The organism is Paenilisteria rustica (genome assembly GCF_013820765.1).
In the GTDB taxonomy this organism is placed as follows: Bacteria; Bacillota; Bacilli; order Lactobacillales; family Listeriaceae; genus Listeria_A; species Listeria_A rustica.
The window spans coordinates 118,250-131,001 of the sequence record NZ_JABJVM010000007.1 but is presented as its reverse complement, the minus strand read 5'-3'; the positions used below and the strand labels follow the sequence as shown (position 1 = coordinate 131,001).

Below are 12,752 nucleotides of genomic sequence, written 5' to 3'. Positions count from 1 at the left end.
TTCTGGCGTTTTTGCTATTATCTATATCAAGGCGTATCTTCCAATGTCCAATGGATTGTCGTGCTATATTCCTTATTCGCACGAGCCGTTCCTGGACGAACATTGAGTACTAACTCAGAAGCATCCGCCGTATTTAAATCGATCTCCGTTACGCCATCTGAACCCGACGTATTCGAGAAGATTTCATTTGCCACACCATTTAGCGGGGTCATAATCACATTTCCGTCTTGTTGATTTTTAACAAACAAGCTGTTGATTAATTCCTTACCATCCGCCGTTGCCAGTGGAGAAACAAGTTGCGCCGTCAGTTTCCAGTTAGTCCCTTCCGAACGCGTATCTTCAACCGTTAACTTCACATCATCTTGCGGTTTCAAAAACTGCTCGCGTGAACTAATAGCCGCCGTCCCAAATGAAATTTCCGGTGTCGCTGATTTAAATTGTAACGTTCCAGCCAGAACCGTGACAGTAATCTCACGCTCTAACTCACCCAACGTTACTTTTACTTGATACTTTCCAGGTGTTGACGTAATTGCCTCGAATCCAGTCATCTGAACAAACGCCATCACGCTTTCACCCGTTGGCATAAAGTACGCCTGCACATTGGCCATTTCTAAAACCATGTCCTTAAGCGCAGCCGGTGTCGCTGGTACGTCTGCTGTTGCTACCGTGAAATCATTCGCACGCAAGAAAGAATTTTCATCCTTGATGGAGCTATCATTTTGCACGAAAACTGGAATCACAAAATCCGCAGCATTTCCAGCATCATCCGTTAACGTCACCGTCGCAGTCGTGTAGCCAATTTTAGAAACATCAGGCACTTCTGTCATCGCATAACTAATATTATCATCGCCGTTTCCAGCGTTATCTGTCACGTTTTCCACTAGATTCTTCGGGTTCGTCGTGAACTTATCACCAAGCGTTACAAACTGCCTGATCACGTCCGCCGTTGGAGCCGTTGTGTCCGCCACAGTCATCCGATTGGACGCAACACTTGTGTTTCCAGTTCCATCCTTTGCCACCGCATAATATACCTTATTCGGCGTCATCGGGCGTTTTTCAGCAGGAACCGCTATTGCAAAAGTGCCAGTCCCGTTCGTCACACCGCTCACAAATTCACTATCATCCTCTGCGTCATAAATCGTCACCGTCGTGCCAGCCTCCGCTTGCCCACTAATCACCGCATCCACATCTTTCATCGCGGCCAAAATGGGTACCTCAGGAGCCGTACCATCTTGAACAACCGTCTGCGCCGAAGCATCCTTTCCGTTCAAGAAAGCATAAATCTGCACTGTATTACCAGCCGTCAAAAACGTACCCGCAGGCAACTCATAACGATAATTTCCATCATTATCAGCAATCAAATGAAACTTCGTCGTCTTGTCTTCCTCGTTCGGCGAATCAAGTGTCCCAACAGGAATCGCAGGGTCACCAGAAAGTTGCACCGAAGCACCCGGATTTGCCTTCCCAGTTATCACTCGACTATTTTCACGCTCCTCATTATCACTCAAATTCCCAATCGTTACTTCCACATCCGGGATCCCTTCAAAAAGGACACGCTTGAAATTTTGCGTTCTAAAGTTCGTCGTAAAACTATTCTTAGTCGCCGCGTTTACCGATTGACCCGTTGCAGCCGTTACGTTCGCCGCACTATACGTCACCTTCACCTGAAACATTGGATTCCAAAGAAAATCAGAATTATCATCCATGCCATCCGTCCAAGTTTTCGTATTCCAAGCTTGGATTGACTGAACATCTACATCCAAATTCCCCGCCATCCGCAACAACCGAGCCGTCGCAGCAGGATTCACATTATTAAATCTAATATCGACACGTTTCGCATTCGCAAATTGGAATTTTGAAGTCCCACGCAGATAAACCAGGTTTTTAGCTCCCGTCCCATCTGAACTAACATCAAACACGCCATCTTTGCCAATCAAAATCGTACCAGTTCCTGTACTAAAAACATCCTGCGTAGAAGTCCCAGTATCCGTCGCTTCCAGCTTGAACTCCGTATTATCACTGACATTTAGGACTCCCGCACCATAAATATAAAACGGGCTACCATAATACATCGCGCCACGAGCCTTGATGTCCACTTTCGCATTGTTAGAAACACTAAATGTACCAGCGTTCATCCAGATCCCGCCAACCGCCGTTTTCCCAGCTGCAGGAACCTCATTATCCATCTTCAGCGTCGCGCCATTACGTACATTGATATTTCCGTAACTAGTGATTCCTGAAACCGCACCATCCGCAACTGTAGAATTCGTTCCCGACGTATAAATATCCAAAACCGAGTTCTCTGCAATATCTACTGTTCCACCCGTATAAATATACATCGCGCCACTCGATTCATTCGTTACTTTCACATCCGCGCCCTCTAATATATTCATATCACCGACCGCAAACGTCGTCTGATTCGCAAGCGTCGTATAGCTCACACCATCAAAAGGACTCACATAACTATTCGTCTGCGCAAAAGATGACTTCCCAGAAATTTTAGTCGTGGTCGCTGGAGCATGAATCGCTTGAGAGCCGCGATAGTTCACATTATTATAAACAATCGTATTCGTAGCATTCGTTCCACCAGCTGAATTATCCGTATAAAACCCATAATAATTTTTCCCATACGTATTCAGATCATTAAACGTTACCACTTTTGGCAAAGAATATGTGTCTGTCGGTGCATAAGACTGGTTTCTAAAATCAATCGTATGCCCATTCCCATTTATCGTAAACGGACGTTCTGGCATCCTTTGATAGTAAGCACCCGTATTGGTCGGACTCGCATCTGCCGCAGAAAACGCCGCATAATTAATATCCGCTAAAACGTTAATTGTCGCGATATCCTTATTCATCATCGCATTATGAAACTCCGTCAGCGTGCTCACATTCGCCACACTTGGGTCCTCAGCATCCGCAAAAGTCACTATTTCTTCTGCAATTCTTGGCGCTACTTTTGGAATTACCGACGCCACAGCCTCTTCTTCCTCTACTTTCGGCGTCACCGCTTCCACCTGTTCTGGCTCAACAGCAACCGTCACAACGCCCGACTCCACTTCATTACCCTCTGCATCATATCTCACCGCCTGCATCGCATAACTCTGCGCCTTTTCAGCCGTCAAAAGTAAGTCATAGACATGCTCCGTCGCTTCACTATTCCAAGTCACCTGAGCTATCCCAGACTCCTCATCAAAATCAAGCGTCGCCGCATTTTTCGCAGCATTATGCTCCTGCGTCGCCACAACATCCAAAACCATCCCAACCGGAATCGCAATAGAAACAGTATTCACCGCATCCTCATCACTCGGCGGATCATCCGAATAACTCAGCGCCGTATCGTCTTTTACAGTCAAACTAAACTGGCGATTCTCCGTCTGCTTCGGCTTATCCACCACAAGCGATAACCCAGTCCCAGCCGAAACCTCAGTCGAAAACCAATTACCAAGCCCCGCACTATTTATCGGTCCAATCATCGTAATCGTAAAAATCAGAAGAACAACAAATGGCATCTTCATTCTTTTTTTCATCATTCAAAACACTCCTCTCATATCTCATAAAGGCACACGTCCATACATCTAGCTACACTTCTATACTACACGCTCACTTGTTAAATAACCGCATTTTATCAAAAGTTTCTAGCTATCAGAAATAAATGATTCCACAAAAAAAGCTTACCCTGTAAACGCTAATTTACAAGATAAGCTCCCATTCTCCCAAACTACTCAATTCCCGCCAATTTATGCGTCTGAATACTCAGCGCCCACTTATTCTCGCCACGCTCCGCATTCAATTTTCCAAGTTGGCTGATCGTTTCCACCATATTAAATCCGCCATCCTCTTCACACGGCGATAAATAATACCGTTTCGCAGGAATCAGCGCCTCAATCCGCGCGCAGAACTCCTGAATATCGCCATCCACCACAATCCGAACCTCATCCGCCCGCGATAAATGACGCTTCTCATACATTTTACTGTATAACCGTTTCGGACTCGTCGCCACATAATCAATCTCCACCGGCACTTCCTTCAAGCCATTCGTCTCAACCGCCAAATAATAACCCTCCGCCTTCAAAACTTGCAAGAGCTCCTCAATCCCGCGTTGAATCGTTGGCTCACCGCCAGTTATGACAATATTTCGCGCCGTATATTTATGCACCTCATCCAAAATCTGCTGTCCCGTCATCATCTCAAACTCATTATAGTTCGTATCACACCAAGGACAATCCAAGTTACACCTGCCAAATCGAATAAAAATACTCGGCATCCCAGTATTGTAGCCCTCACCCTGCATCGTCTCAAAAATCTCTACAATTCGATACTCGCGGTTCATCATGACAGTTCACCTCTATATTCACAAAAGGAAGTCGGCGTCTCACCTAATCGAATCGCGGAAACCGGCAAATAAGGCCCTAACCAATCAAAAATCACCATCGCCATCCCCTCCGCCGTCGTGCGACAAGGTAATGCGACCGTTTTGCGATTCATCTCTTGCAGTAATTTTGCAACACGGCACTCGTTCTCATTTTCCTCAAAATAAGCAAAAGCATGATCCAATTTCGCCGTCACATGCTCCTTCACAACCCGCTTGATGTCACCGTAATCCAGCACCATCCCAGCCTTAGAACCATCCGCAATCAAGTCCCCAGCCACTTCCACCTGCAACGTATACGTATGACCATGCAGATTATGACATTTCCCGTCATGCCCATCCAACATGTGCGCCATATCGAACGTAAATTCCTTCGCAATCCGCATCATAACGCGCTCCCAGCCTTCAATGCCAAGTACTCCGTCAAGCCCTTCTCACGCAACTCACAACTCGGACACTCACCACATCCACCGTCCACGCCCATATAGCACGTATGCGTATGCTCCCGAACATAATCCAGCCGTCCCAGTTCATCCGCCAATTGCCACGTCTCCGCCTTCGTCAAATACATCAGCGGCGTCTTCACTACAAACGGATAATCCATCGCTAAATTCAGCGTCACATTCATCGATTTCACAAACACATCGCGGCAATCAGGATAACCACTAAAATCCGTTTCACATACACCAATAATAATATCCGTAATGCCCTCCCCCTTCGCATACGTCCCCGCAAGCAACAAGAACAGCGCATTACGCCCATCTACAAACGTATTCGGATACTCCTCCGATTCCCCTTGAGAAATCTCCATCGAATCATCCATCAACGCATTATTTGTCGTTTGTTTTATAACCGACGTATCAATCACCGTCTGCTTCACATTCAAATCCCGCACAATCCATTTCGCCTTCTCAAGCTCAATCACGTGCCGCTGACCATAGAAAAACGTAATAACCTCCACGTTCTCTTTCCCATAATCCTGAATCGCTTGAAACAAACAAGTCGTCGAATCTTGCCCACCAGAAAAAACCACTAACGCTTTTTTATTTGTCATTTTCATTTCCTCCTACCGATTATCCACTTTTTCAGGGTACATATCATGATTCATTAGGCGATGCATCGCAACCTCTTCAAAGCGCGAGTCAGGTTTGCCATAATTCGCATACGGATCAATCGAAATTCCACCACGTGGCGTGAATTCCCCCCATACTTCAATGTATTTTGGCCCCATAAGTTTGATCAAATCCTTCATTATGATATTGATACAATCCTCATGAAAATCGCCATGGTTTCGGAAACTAAACAAATAAAGCTTCAGTGACTTACTTTCAACCATCATTTCGCCGGGCACATAAGAAATATAAATCGTCGCAAAGTCAGGCTGCCCAGTCATTGGACAAAGACTCGTAAACTCAGGGCAATTAAATTTCACAAAATAATCATTATCGGGATGCTTATTCGGAAATGCTTCCAACACTTCCGGCGCGTAATCCATCCGATACTCCGTCCCCTGATTTCCTAAATGTGTGACACCAGCCAGTTCATCTTGGTTTCTCATATTTACTTTTCACTCCTTAGTTTTTTTACGTGGGATTATCTCGAACCACGGAAACTTAAAACTTGTGCCTACACGATATAAATCGGCGGCAAGCGTTCGCATTTGTTGTGACTGTTCGAAATGTAATGATTTACAGCCTCAATATGCCTGTGAGCATCGTGAATAGCCGGTCCTTCATTATTTTTAGAACACGGATGCGGTATGTCTTTACGGTTCTGCTACACAAGAGCAGTTTCGCATAACTTCTTACATGGTCGAGGAAACTACCCTCTCCCTGTTTTCAGTCATCATATACACTAGTATGCGCAGCTCTCCGGCTTCCACCGAATCTCCTGAATACAAACGCTTTCGCTCGATTTGTGTAAAGCAAAATTTTTCGTCCTACCCAAAAAGTAAAACCTAATTCTGCGTCACATCGTATGTAGCCACTCGTCTTAGCTTCTTTTAGAAATTAACACAGTTTTTGGGAATAGTCAAAGAAGTGTGCGCTTGGTGATGATTAGCGCACACTTCTTTGTTATACTATAGATCCTAAAAGCATACCCGCAACGACCAAAGCCAGACCCGCCGAATACGTCACCACTTGGTACAAAATCACTTTTTTCCACTTTCGCTCGGCGTGTAACTGCACACTTTCCAATTTAAACGTCGAAAAAGTCGTAAACGCCCCTAAAAATCCCGTCGTCAAAAGCAAATTCCAATCAAACGAGAGCTGCAACTGCACAACAAATCCCAACACAAATGCTCCCGCCAAATTAATAAGCAACGTCGCCATCGGAAAATCCCATTTTACACGGCTTTTTATCCAAGTTGACAGCCAATATCGCGCATTTGCACCAAAGAAAGCACCAATCGCAATGGAAATCACGTCAATCCACATCACAAATCGCCCTCCTTGACCGCTTCTCTTTTACGCACGAATCGGCGTTCACCTAGCGTAAAACCAAGCCACGCCAACAAGTTCCCACCGAGAAAACTAAGTCCTAAATATGTAACCGCCAATATCGCATCTCCCGACTCAAAAAGCCGCACCGTTTCCAAACTAAACGTCGAAAAAGTCGTATACGCGCCCAAAAATCCCGTTCCAATCGCAATTACCAAATCCGTATTCAAAATCGTCAACCGAAACAAATATGTCGTGAAAAATCCAAGCACAAAACACCCACTCAAATTCACAATCAACGTCCCCAACGGAAAATCAGCTCCCCAAAAAACACCAATCCCCATTCCAACAAAATAGCGGCACAACGCACCCACCATTCCCGCAACACCAATCATCAAAAACCGCTTCATCCGCTAGAACCACCTAGTTTCAAGTCCCCGAAATCAATCCGCTCGAGTCCATTCGCATCGAACCAATCACGAACCCGCGAATCACAAAGCGTCGCGAGCTCCCGACATCTCGGCGTTGTCATGGACGAGTTATCAAGCACAAACTGATCCAAAAATCCCGCATCAAAATGCATCTCGATCACTTTTTCCGAATCCTGTCTAAGCAACCCAAAATCATCCCGCAAAAAATTCTCCACCAGCGTCCCATTCTCAATAAAAGGCAACCCATTTACCTCCAAAAGCAATCCCGTTTCCATGTATCCCGCTAATGACGGCCAAACTTTGTCACCGCTATACTTCAATGTCGTATGTATCCCATATTCCAGCGCAATATCGTAAAACGCCCGATCCACGACCTCGTCACCAACCGCATGACAATCAATATGCTCTGGAAAATGACCAAGCAACTCCTTAAACCGCTCCATCTGCGCAATCGTTTCCACGCGTACCTCATCATAAACAAAATGCCCTTTTCCACTCCGATAATACGCCGAACGATGAAAAGCCCCATTTTTATCAACCATCGAAGGAATTTTAGCAGGATCAGAACACGGTTTCCCAAGCAAAAAATTCGTATGTTGCCCGATAAATAAATCAGGACACGCCGCTTTCGCCAATTTCACTGCATGTTCCGCAGCCTCCAAATTCGGCATCAACAGCGTCGAACTCACAACCCCGTTCAAATATGCCTCCATAACACCATAATTGATCCCTTTTGACATCCCGAAATCATCCGCATTAATAATTATTTTCTGCATCAAACATCGTCTCCTCCCAACATTGAAATAAGTTACACCGCACTGCTATGCTATTTCTGATATACTAACCCTGTAGAGAAGTGAAAAGATGGTGGCCGATCTAATCGAGAGGTGGTGGTGGTGGTGCTTATGCAAATAGGTACTAAAATCTGTAGAAAGGAAACGCCTGATTAATGTCTGTTGCTGAGGCACTGACACTTATGCTCGGGTTTGGTACATTTACTGTATCACTCCTTGGCCTTGTCGTCATGCTCATCAAATCAGTAAAAAAAGACAAAAAATAACCATCTAACTCACTTTTTTCGCGAAAAGGTTAGATGGTTGCAACAAAATTATGAAGCCATCATCTTTTCAACGGCTCTACTTAAGGAAGTCATGTTGACGCATGGCTTCCTTTTCTATTCCATTCTAACACACACCAAAAAGATATTCAATCCACACGAAAAAAGCTCCCCATGAACACATCCACAAGGAGCTTTTCCATTATTTCATTTGCTTGCGAATCCCGTTAAACAGTAACAGACACGCAATCCCTTGGAAAATAAAGAACGCGCCAAGTATCAAAGCTACAGTCACTGCAACAATCGCTGAACTAAACAACGAAATAATCGCAATCAAAGCACCGATAATACCGATGATCATAATGAAAATCCAGCCTTTCGAGCCTTTCACCGAGAACGCCATGATGATATTCAGAATTGCCGAAGCAAGTACCCAAATAACGAAAATTAGCACGATGAATTTTTCACCAATGTTGTTGTTAATCAGAATAATTAAACCGGCTAAGAACGATAAAGCCCCGTCCAAAAGGATCCAGTTCGAGATTTTCAAAACCTTCCGACCTTTGAAATAAGAAATAATCTCGTTCAAACCGTTTAGTAATAACACAATCCCAATTACAAATGTGAAAGCCGCAAGCGACGTACTTGGATTAAATACAAACCAAAGTCCCAGCCCAATCATAACAAGTCCCATTACTAAAATAAAATACAAATAAAATTTACGCATGATTCCATTCCTCCCCTGATAGTAATGCAAAAATATTGCTACTTAACTATACCCTAAGAATCATGCTTGAATCTAGTTTTAAGCACACTTATTTCAAAAAAATGCTTCATTCTAGTTGTAAATCGTCCAGCATTTTCTCCAATAGTGCAACATTCTCCATCAATTCTTCTCCATATTGCGTCAAAAAATACTTTTTTTGCCCTCGTTTAATGTTCGTTTTCCTATAAATAAGCTGTTTCATTTCTAGCCAATATAACGTCATATATAGCGTATTCCGCGTAATTGTAATAGCATAACCTTTGTCTAATTCCAGCGTCATAAACGAGAAACTGGGATCAGCAACAAGTTTTAAAACATATTTAATCTCATCATTTTGAGGTCCTTTGATAAGATCGCCTCCTCTGTACAAAATCTGCATCTTTTCTTGAGGTTTTCAAATCCAACACAGTATTCCATTGTACAAGTATAACAGGTTGCTTTATTTGGCATTGTGTCTATTTACCATTTTCACATCTTTTTTGTGAACATTTTCGTACGTTTTGCTATTTACTCCTATGTAACGGACTTCAAACACGTCAAAAATAGCCCCACCAATTTTCGGCAGGGCGACGTTTATGATTTATTTTGTACCTAAGAATGGACCATATGTGTTCGCAAACGCATTATTATAAGAAACCCCGGCGCTACTTTTACCAGCATCCCAATTCGCAGACCACGTCATGATACCTTTAAGCGGAGTTCCCGCAGTTTTCAACATATTGAAAGCATCGAAAACATTTTGCGGATTAATCACATATCCCGTTGCCGCCGCATCATTATTCGTTGGTAAACCAATAACTAGCTTATCAGCCGGAATTTGTAGATAACCACGCGTACCGTGAATTAACGAATCCGCCATGTAATAAATGAACTCTTTTTTCAGCGTATCGTTGTTTTGCGCAATCCATTGGTTCGTTTCGTCAACCCAGACACCATCGCCACCTTGGTTATAAAATTGAGGCGCGATATAGTCATAGTAACCAGTTAGCGACGTAATGTAGCTTTGATACGCAGCACCCGGTTTCAAATATGGGAATTCCGGCGCCATCGTAATTAGGAAGTTCTTACCTTCCGCAGCGTAATGATTTTTCACAATTTTAAGCGCCGCAGGAATCACCGTTTGGTTGTTCCCAGCCGTAATCGCCGTTTGCTCCAAATCAATATCTAAACCGTCAAAACCATATGTCTCTACTTGGCGAATAATTTCATTGGCGAACGCTTGCTCATCGCCGGTTTGCAGTTGAACATGCCCATCCGCACCACCAAGCGCAAGAAGCACGCTACGTCCTTGTTTATTTAAAGCCCCAACTTGTGCGCGGAACTCACTATCCGTTAACCCGACCGGTTTGAACGTTGGAATCCGGTTCACGCCATCGCCCTTCATGAAGGAGACCGGAACGACATTATACGCCGCGTTTACATCTTTTAGCGCAATATCAGCCGAAGTACCTTGCTTATAACCATCTCTGCCCGTGGATTTCCAGCTATGCCAATAACCGACTAGAACCTGTTTCCCTTGAATGCTAGGCATTGGTGTTGCATCATCGACCGCCGCATGAGCCTGTGTTCCTCCCGTTAAAGAAACCCCAACTGCAACCGCCGCTGTCAAAACTCCGCCTGCTACCCATTTTTTCGTGTTCTTCCAATCTACCATTAGTAAATCCCCCTCATTGTTTACGCTCTCATTCAAGCGTTTTTACTTCTTGTCAATAGCTCTGACACTAAGCAAGTACCCGAGCTCTTTAAAAGTAAAACCTCGGAAATAATTGGTTCAAAATGTAAAGGGTCTATACCAATTTGATAGATTCGATTGATTTGTCAACGCTTTCAAGACCGACCGCTTTGTTTAGATTTTAACAAAAATAAAATTGGGCTATTTTTCGTATATCATAAAAGTCATCTAGTAATAGACACAACTTCTCCATCAAAAAAAGCAGAATCCGTCCAAAATTCCCGCGTTCATGCCTATTATATATGCTAATATTAGCACTAGGTTTCATGGAATTCATTATTTCGCTATGTTTTTGTCTATCATCATTTTCATATAAAAAAGGAGATTACAATAATGAATAAAAAAACGACATTAAAAAGAGTTGGGGTTGCATTAGTTGCAACAGCATTTTTAGGTGGGGTATACGTAACATCTTCACCAGGTGAGGCACAAGCAAGCACAACACTAGCAAGCACAAATAGCATTCTTCAAGTTAATCCTTTATTTACTGGAGTTAAAACTATTACTGGTACAGGCGTTCCTGGTCACTACATTAACATCACGAACTTGTCTACAAAAGCCGTGTTAACTACTGGTGATGATTTAAAAGTATCTGCTAACGGAACTTTCAGCTTCACACTACCAAGTGCTCTTACAGCTAATCAAGTTTTTACAATAAGCGATTCATTAGACTTAAAAGGTACAGTTGCTAATTATACCGTTCAAGGTAGTGGCTTCAATGTTAATCCTTTAGTTTCAGGCGCTACTACAATTACTGGTACAGGTATTCCTGGTCATTACCTAAACATCGACAACCTTTCAACACACGTTGTTCTAGCTACTGGGAATACAGTACGTATCGCTGCTGATGGAACTTTCAGCTTCACATTACCAGCAGGAAGTGCTCTTAAAACAGGACAACAAATTTCTATCGCCGATTCACAAAATCTAAGAGGTACTACTATTTTTACAGTTCAAAGTGGCGACCTTAGTGTAAATCCTATAAGCGCTGGCGATGTTCGTATTACTGGTACAGGTATCCCTGGTCATTACCTAAACATCGGGAACCTTTCAACACAGACAGTTCTAGCTACTGGGAATGCATTGCGCATTGCTGCTGACGGAACTTTCAGCTTCATAGTACCTGCTGGAAACGCTCTTAAAGCAGGACAACAAATTTCTATTGCCGATACACAAAACCTAAAAGGCGTTACTACTTATACAGTAGGAAAATAAGCAACTTATATACTTGCTTTATTAGCGTTACCATAACATCGAAGGCAAATTATGTAGCTCAAATAAAGACTCCATGAAGCTAGTAATAATATTACCTCCATAACACATAGAAGAGTCGTTCATCCTGATCATGGGAAACGGCTCTTTTTATGATTTAGTTAGGCTCTAATAAAGCTCTTCTTTAGAAATAAGGACTATCTTAACAACACATCTATAAAATAGGTAGCCCATTGCAGCACCAACAGTATTACATATAAGATCATCCACATCAAACGCGCGATAATTAAAGCCCAAGATTAAGTTAATGAACTCTTGGGTCAACTCAATACTCAACGAAGATAAAAAAGCCACAAGGATAATTTTTTTGAATCTCCATTTAGGCAAAATAATCGGTAAATAGAATCCAAGTGGAAAAAATAAAATCATATTTGCAATCGGTTGATAAAAAGCCTGCAATACACCGACATAGCGCATGTCATTCACCGCATCTACCCAAGCCATGAACGGAATCAGATTATTCGATACCCCTTGATTATACTTAATCATGTCCACTATGTACTCTTTTTGCACTGGTAATGGGAACAGGACTACGCAGATGACAGCCATGATGTATAGGGCAAAGATCGAGATCACAATAAGCTCTCTATTTGTTTTCTTGTCCACCAATTTCTTATACATAATTAGGATCGTTGCGAATATAATGACCATAATCAATAACGGAAAAATAAATTTCAACAT

The 12,752-nt window shown here is 43.1% G+C and carries 14 protein-coding genes and 1 riboswitch; of the genes, 2 read left to right on the top strand and 12 right to left on the bottom strand.

Going from position 1 to position 12,752, the window contains the following annotated elements:
• Positions 1-26: 26 nt before the first annotated feature.
• The 8 genes from HPK16_RS08710 to HPK16_RS08675 all read right to left on the bottom strand — a co-directional run bounded on the left by HPK16_RS08710 (position 27) and on the right by HPK16_RS08675 (position 8,020).
• Positions 27-3,533: a pectate lyase-like adhesive domain-containing protein gene (locus HPK16_RS08710; RefSeq protein ID WP_181676585.1), complete on the bottom strand. Its 3,507-nt coding sequence runs from the start codon at positions 3,531-3,533 to the stop codon at positions 27-29.
• A 188-nt stretch (positions 3,534-3,721) separates the two neighbouring features.
• Positions 3,722-4,336: a 7-carboxy-7-deazaguanine synthase QueE gene (locus HPK16_RS08705; protein WP_181676584.1), complete on the bottom strand. Its 615-nt coding sequence runs from the start codon at positions 4,334-4,336 to the stop codon at positions 3,722-3,724.
• A complete protein-coding gene (queD, locus tag HPK16_RS08700; protein WP_220132293.1) occupies positions 4,333-4,758 on the bottom strand; it encodes a 6-carboxytetrahydropterin synthase QueD in 426 nt (141 codons plus the stop codon). The genes HPK16_RS08705 and queD overlap by 4 nt, the downstream gene beginning before the upstream one ends.
• Positions 4,758-5,426, bottom strand: a complete 669-nt coding sequence (gene queC / locus HPK16_RS08695) for a 7-cyano-7-deazaguanine synthase QueC (RefSeq protein WP_220132292.1) — start codon at positions 5,424-5,426, stop codon at positions 4,758-4,760. Before queC ends, queD begins: the two co-directional genes overlap by 1 nt.
• 12 nt (positions 5,427-5,438) lie before the next feature.
• Positions 5,439-5,930, bottom strand: a complete 492-nt coding sequence (gene queF / locus HPK16_RS08690) for a preQ(1) synthase (protein WP_181676581.1) — start codon at positions 5,928-5,930, stop codon at positions 5,439-5,441.
• A gap of 10 nt (positions 5,931-5,940) precedes the next feature.
• Positions 5,941-5,985: riboswitch (PreQ1 riboswitch) on the bottom strand.
• A gap of 462 nt (positions 5,986-6,447) precedes the next feature.
• Entirely contained in the window at positions 6,448-6,810 is a 363-nt protein-coding gene (crcB, locus tag HPK16_RS08685) for a fluoride efflux transporter CrcB (protein WP_181676621.1), read from the bottom strand.
• The gene (crcB, locus tag HPK16_RS08680; protein ID WP_181676580.1) at positions 6,810-7,223 is read right to left on the bottom strand and encodes a fluoride efflux transporter CrcB; all 414 of its coding nucleotides are present in this window, start codon (positions 7,221-7,223) and stop codon (positions 6,810-6,812) included. Before crcB (HPK16_RS08680) ends, crcB (HPK16_RS08685) begins: the two co-directional genes overlap by 1 nt.
• A complete protein-coding gene (locus HPK16_RS08675; RefSeq protein WP_181676579.1) occupies positions 7,220-8,020 on the bottom strand; it encodes a ChbG/HpnK family deacetylase in 801 nt (266 codons plus the stop codon). Before HPK16_RS08675 ends, crcB (HPK16_RS08680) begins: the two co-directional genes overlap by 4 nt.
• Before the next feature lie 173 nt (positions 8,021-8,193).
• Here HPK16_RS08675 and HPK16_RS16995 point away from each other — a divergent pair, with 173 nt between their 5' ends.
• Positions 8,194-8,304, top strand: a complete 111-nt coding sequence (locus HPK16_RS16995) for a putative holin-like toxin (protein WP_181676578.1) — start codon at positions 8,194-8,196, stop codon at positions 8,302-8,304.
• A 199-nt stretch (positions 8,305-8,503) separates the two neighbouring features.
• Here HPK16_RS16995 and HPK16_RS08665 read toward each other — a convergent pair whose 3' ends face one another.
• From HPK16_RS08665 to HPK16_RS08655, 3 genes are all read right to left on the bottom strand, one after another.
• The gene (locus HPK16_RS08665) at positions 8,504-9,028 is read right to left on the bottom strand and encodes an HdeD family acid-resistance protein (protein ID WP_181676577.1); all 525 of its coding nucleotides are present in this window, start codon (positions 9,026-9,028) and stop codon (positions 8,504-8,506) included.
• A gap of 106 nt (positions 9,029-9,134) precedes the next feature.
• On the bottom strand, positions 9,135-9,437 hold the full coding sequence (locus HPK16_RS08660) for a DUF3116 family protein (protein ID WP_181676576.1): 303 nt from the start codon (positions 9,435-9,437) through the stop codon (positions 9,135-9,137).
• A gap of 210 nt (positions 9,438-9,647) precedes the next feature.
• On the bottom strand, positions 9,648-10,721 hold the full coding sequence (locus HPK16_RS08655) for a chitinase (protein WP_181676575.1): 1,074 nt from the start codon (positions 10,719-10,721) through the stop codon (positions 9,648-9,650).
• A gap of 411 nt (positions 10,722-11,132) precedes the next feature.
• On the opposite strand from HPK16_RS08655, the gene HPK16_RS08650 reads away from it, so the two are divergent.
• Positions 11,133-12,014, top strand: coding sequence for a hypothetical protein (locus HPK16_RS08650; protein ID WP_181676574.1), 882 nt, complete (start codon positions 11,133-11,135; stop codon positions 12,012-12,014).
• 165 nt (positions 12,015-12,179) lie between these two features.
• On the opposite strand, the gene HPK16_RS08645 is transcribed toward HPK16_RS08650, so the two are convergent.
• The gene (locus HPK16_RS08645; protein ID WP_181676573.1) at positions 12,180-12,752 is read right to left on the bottom strand and encodes a VanZ family protein; all 573 of its coding nucleotides are present in this window, start codon (positions 12,750-12,752) and stop codon (positions 12,180-12,182) included.

What these genes read in the sequence shown, in the direction of transcription:
- HPK16_RS08710 (WP_181676585.1), bottom strand. Translation starts at nt 3,533, where the DNA reads ATGATGAAAAAAAGAATGAAGATGCCATTTGTTGTTCTTCTGATTTTT.
- HPK16_RS08705 (WP_181676584.1), bottom strand. Translation starts at nt 4,336, where the DNA reads ATGATGAACCGCGAGTATCGAATTGTAGAGATTTTTGAGACGATGCAG.
- queD (WP_220132293.1), bottom strand. Translation starts at nt 4,758, where the DNA reads ATGCGGATTGCGAAGGAATTTACGTTCGATATGGCGCACATGTTGGAT.
- queC (WP_220132292.1), bottom strand. Translation starts at nt 5,426, where the DNA reads ATGACAAATAAAAAAGCGTTAGTGGTTTTTTCTGGTGGGCAAGATTCG.
- queF (WP_181676581.1), bottom strand. Translation starts at nt 5,930, where the DNA reads ATGAGAAACCAAGATGAACTGGCTGGTGTCACACATTTAGGAAATCAG.
- crcB (WP_181676621.1), bottom strand. Translation starts at nt 6,810, where the DNA reads ATGTGGATTGACGTGATTTCCATTGCGATTGGTGCTTTCTTTGGTGCA.
- crcB (WP_181676580.1), bottom strand. Translation starts at nt 7,223, where the DNA reads ATGAAGCGGTTTTTGATGATTGGTGTTGCGGGAATGGTGGGTGCGTTG.
- HPK16_RS08675 (WP_181676579.1), bottom strand. Translation starts at nt 8,020, where the DNA reads ATGCAGAAAATAATTATTAATGCGGATGATTTCGGGATGTCAAAAGGG.
- HPK16_RS16995 (WP_181676578.1), top strand. Translation starts at nt 8,194, where the DNA reads ATGTCTGTTGCTGAGGCACTGACACTTATGCTCGGGTTTGGTACATTT.
- HPK16_RS08665 (WP_181676577.1), bottom strand. Translation starts at nt 9,028, where the DNA reads ATGCGTAAATTTTATTTGTATTTTATTTTAGTAATGGGACTTGTTATG.
- HPK16_RS08655 (WP_181676575.1), bottom strand. Translation starts at nt 10,721, where the DNA reads ATGGTAGATTGGAAGAACACGAAAAAATGGGTAGCAGGCGGAGTTTTG.
- HPK16_RS08650 (WP_181676574.1), top strand. Translation starts at nt 11,133, where the DNA reads ATGAATAAAAAAACGACATTAAAAAGAGTTGGGGTTGCATTAGTTGCA.
- HPK16_RS08645 (WP_181676573.1), bottom strand. Translation starts at nt 12,752, where the DNA reads ATGTTGAAATTTATTTTTCCGTTATTGATTATGGTCATTATATTCGCA.